Genomic DNA, 3,514 nt, shown 5'->3' with positions numbered 1-3,514 from the left:
GTCCTGATCGCGGTCAGGTGATCGCCGTTGGATCCCCACCCCTTCCCGACGGACTCGTGCAGCTGTGGCAGGGCACCGGTTTCCCGTGCGGTCAGCAGGATCCGCGGTGTGTGCACACCGGCGGCGAGGATCAGCCTGTCGCACAAGAACACCAGGCGCTCGACGGCGGTTCCGTCCTCGTCCAGGCGCTCGGCGACCACGCGGTAGAGGCCCCCGCGGTCCTGGGACACGTGGGTCACTCGGTGGAGCGCCCGCACCGAGGTCCTGCCGGAGGCTTCGGCCCGTGCGAGGTACGTGCGGTCCACGCTCATCTTCGCGCCGCTGTTGCACCCGGTGAAGTGGTACTGGCCGATCACCGCAGAAGCTCTCCGGGTGCCGTCGAGTTCGCCCCGGACGACGTCGAAGTCGAAGTTGCCCACGATGGTCTCGGCCGGAAGCGCCGACCGCTCCGCCGCCAGGCTCCAGAGGCGGTTCGACCGGTACTGCTCCCGGGCCGGCAGGTCGTCGGGGAACGGGGCGGCCACCATGCGCTCGCGCGCTCGGGGGTAGTGGACGCGGTCGAGCTCGTCGTAGTCCAGTTCGGCGGGGAACAACCGCCGGAAGGGTCCGGGGCGGGGCTGGGCCAGCACACCTCCGTAGACCAGCGTCCCACCACCGACCCCCGCGCCGCTGATGATCACGACGCCGTCCTGCGCGTTCACGTCCAGCAGTCCGGTCGAGCGCGGCAGCGCCGCCGAGGTAGCACGGCGGAGCAGGGACGACAGGGGCCCGCGGGCCGGCGGCAGGGGGGTCGAATCGTCGTCCAGCCACACCAGTCGGCGGTCGAGGGAGGGGAACGCGGGGAAGGTGTCACCGGCGGGGGTGACCGGCCAGCGCCGGCCCCGCTCGAGGACCACGTTGTCCACGCCGGCCTCGGCCAGGCGGAACGCCGCGATGCTCCCGCCCACGCCCGAACCGATGATCACGACCCCGTGCCGTTCCTCGCGTTCGGTCCGCGCACCGCCGGCGTGCGTCGGCGCGGTGCCCGGCTCGCGCGTTCGGCCGCCCGCCCCGGTTCCCGGTGTGCCGGGCGACCGCGTTCCGTCGTCCGAGGTGTCGTTCACGGGTGTCCTCCCCCGTCGCCGTCCACCGGACCGCTCGGAGACGTGGGTTCCAGGTCGTCGCGGACGAAGGAACCGAGGGCGTCCATGAACTCCTCGTGGCTGTCCAGGTAGGAGACGTGCCCGGCGCCCACCAGCACGGTGAAGCGGCCGGCCGGGAGTCGGCGTGCCGCCGCACGGCCCTGCCACACCGGGAAGAGCTGGTCGAGGCCGCCCCAGATCACCAGGGTCGGCACGTCGATCTCGTGCAGGCGGTCGACGACGGTGATGTCGTCCCTCTGGCCGATGATGCCGCCGCACTCCCGGAACACCTCGAGCGCGGTCCGCAGCGACTGCCGCGACCTGGCCATCCGGAACTGGGCCGCCCAGGTCTTCACCGGGATCCGCCAGGGCTGGCGCAGCAGCACGTTGCTGGAGAGGGTGAACGCGGCGGCGCCGCCCGGGAGGGAGGCGAAGGCGGATGCCAGGTCGGCCGCGCGGTCGGGCAGCAGGGCCAGTGCGACGGCCACCGGGTGGACCGCCCGGCCGAGACCGGAGGCGTCGACCAACGTCAGCCTGGTGACCGCCCGCGGGTTCTGCAGGGCGAGTTCGGCTGCCACGAGGCCGCCGTAGGAGTGTCCCACCGCGATGACGGAGTCCACTCCCAGAACGTCGAGGAAGTCCGCGACGAACGAAGCCACCCTGGTCGGGCGCACGTCCGGCAACGGGCTGGTACCGCCCAGACCCGGCAACGACAGCGCGATGACCCGGTGTGTCAGGGCCAGTTCGTCCATGACCCGGTACCAGTCCCGGGGGTCGGTCGCGATACCCGGCACCAGCAGGACCACCGGACCCTCCCCGGCCTCGTAGAAGAGGGTGGAGAGCCCTCTCACCAGGACACGTCGTTTGGTCGGCTTCCGGTCGTTCATGCGATTCCTCCTCGAACTGCGTGGGACGTCCGTCGAACTCGGCGCTTTCGCCGCCCGGGACTCCTGGAACAGGGGCGCGGTCAGTCGAAGAGCAGCTCGTCGGCCACCGAATCGCGCCCGGCGAGCCACATGCCCAGGGCTTCCCTGGTGCCGCGGACCTCCCGCGTGCACGGCGAGCTGATCCCCAACTCGGGATATCCGTCCGTGGGCACCACCCGGTACCGCAGGATCCTCAGGTTGGTGATCAGGCTCAGCAACGCCCCGTCCCACAGGATGAACGTGGACGCGGGGGGCGGGAGGTCCCTGCGCAACCCCAGACCGCGCAGGATGTCCTGGTGGTGGATCGCGAGGTCCCCCAGGGTGATCACGGCACCGATCCGGCTGGGCAGGGACGGCTGGTCCGCCCACTTCCGGGCGCGTGCCATCAGTCGGCTCCGGGGCAGCCGGCGGGCCCGCTCCACCTGTTTGCGGTTGGCGACGTCGACGAAGGGGCCGTAGGGGAGGTAGGACTCCCCGAAGCGGTCCACGGCGAGGAGGTGCCCGAGGACGTCCCGGGGAGACCACTCGGTGCACAACGTGCGACCGGACTCGAACGTGTCGTCGGACAGCTGGTCCAAGGTGAGGATCAGCCGGCGCCTCTCCGCGCGCAACTCCTGTTCCAGGGGCAGTTCCACTGCTCCGACCTCCTGTCGGCTCGTCGGTCCGCGGCGTCTCGGATCCCGGGCGCTCCACGGCGGCGGTCCCACCCCCGTCGCGAGGCGGGCGGGGTCAGCCGGTGATCAGTTCCCGGAGGCTCTGCTCCAGGCAGTGGTGGAAGAGGCCGGTGTCCGTGACGGCGGCCGGGTCGAGGTTCGTCCCGATCGCGCACGTCCCGTCGTGCGAGACCATCGACACGTTGGCCGCGGCACCACCTCTGGGAGCCCAGGCCGCCGCGTTCACCACCCGGGAGCCCGCGGCGAAGGTGGTGCGGGAGAACCCGGGAACGCTGGTGACCACGAGGTCGACCGCGCTCCGCAGCACCGGGGGCACGATCACCCGGTGGACCAGGCCCGGGATCCAGGACCCGAGGTCGGCCAGGGTGGTGTGCACGTCCCGGACGAGGGCGTCGCGCGCCTCGGTGATCACGGAGTGCACGGCTGCCGTGCGCGCCGGTGCCGGCATGTCACCGATCGGCCCCGCGATGCGCACCGAGGCGACGATGTTGCCCGCGCCGGTCTCGAAGGGCTCGCGCACGTTCACCGGCACCAGGGTCGGCACGCTCCGGTGGTTCACCCCGTTATAGGCGTGGTAGCGGTGGAACGCCCCCAGCACCGCCGAGATGTAGGCGGACGTCACGGATGCACCGGCGGCCTTCCCGGCCACCTTGAGATCCGCCAGGGGAACGGTGACCACGCCGCAGCGGATCGCGGAGCTGCGCCTGCGCAGGAGCGGCGACGGCGGGACGGGCCGCAGGAGTTGCACGGCGACCCGACCGGCGAGGCGGGCCCGGTCCCGCGCGGCACGCGG

4 protein-coding genes are annotated in these 3,514 nt (G+C 72.2%); all 4 read right to left on the bottom strand.

Annotation, left to right across the window (positions count from 1 at the left end; genetic code table 11):
• Window positions 1-1,103: FAD-dependent monooxygenase (locus AB0G02_RS31820; protein ID WP_360801470.1), on the bottom strand; the 1,103-nt coding region annotated here is incomplete at its 3' end.
• Window positions 1,100-2,008: an alpha/beta hydrolase gene (locus tag AB0G02_RS31815; protein WP_360801467.1), complete on the bottom strand. Its 909-nt coding sequence runs from the start codon at window positions 2,006-2,008 to the stop codon at window positions 1,100-1,102. The genes AB0G02_RS31820 and AB0G02_RS31815, both read right to left, overlap by 4 nt.
• Window positions 2,009-2,088: 80 nt before the next feature.
• On the bottom strand, window positions 2,089-2,682 hold the full coding sequence (locus AB0G02_RS31810; protein ID WP_360801464.1) for a maleylpyruvate isomerase family mycothiol-dependent enzyme: 594 nt from the start codon (window positions 2,680-2,682) through the stop codon (window positions 2,089-2,091).
• A 94-nt stretch (window positions 2,683-2,776) separates the two neighbouring features.
• Window positions 2,777-3,514, bottom strand: a 738-nt coding sequence (locus AB0G02_RS31805; RefSeq protein WP_360801461.1) for a WS/DGAT domain-containing protein, incomplete at its 5' end; no start/stop codon positions are given.

This window comes from Actinosynnema sp. NPDC023658 (assembly GCF_040639995.1).
Taxonomy (GTDB): Bacteria; Actinomycetota; Actinomycetes; order Mycobacteriales; family Pseudonocardiaceae; genus Actinosynnema.
Note: the sequence above shows the minus strand (reverse complement) of the source record. Positions and strands in the feature narration are given on the sequence as shown.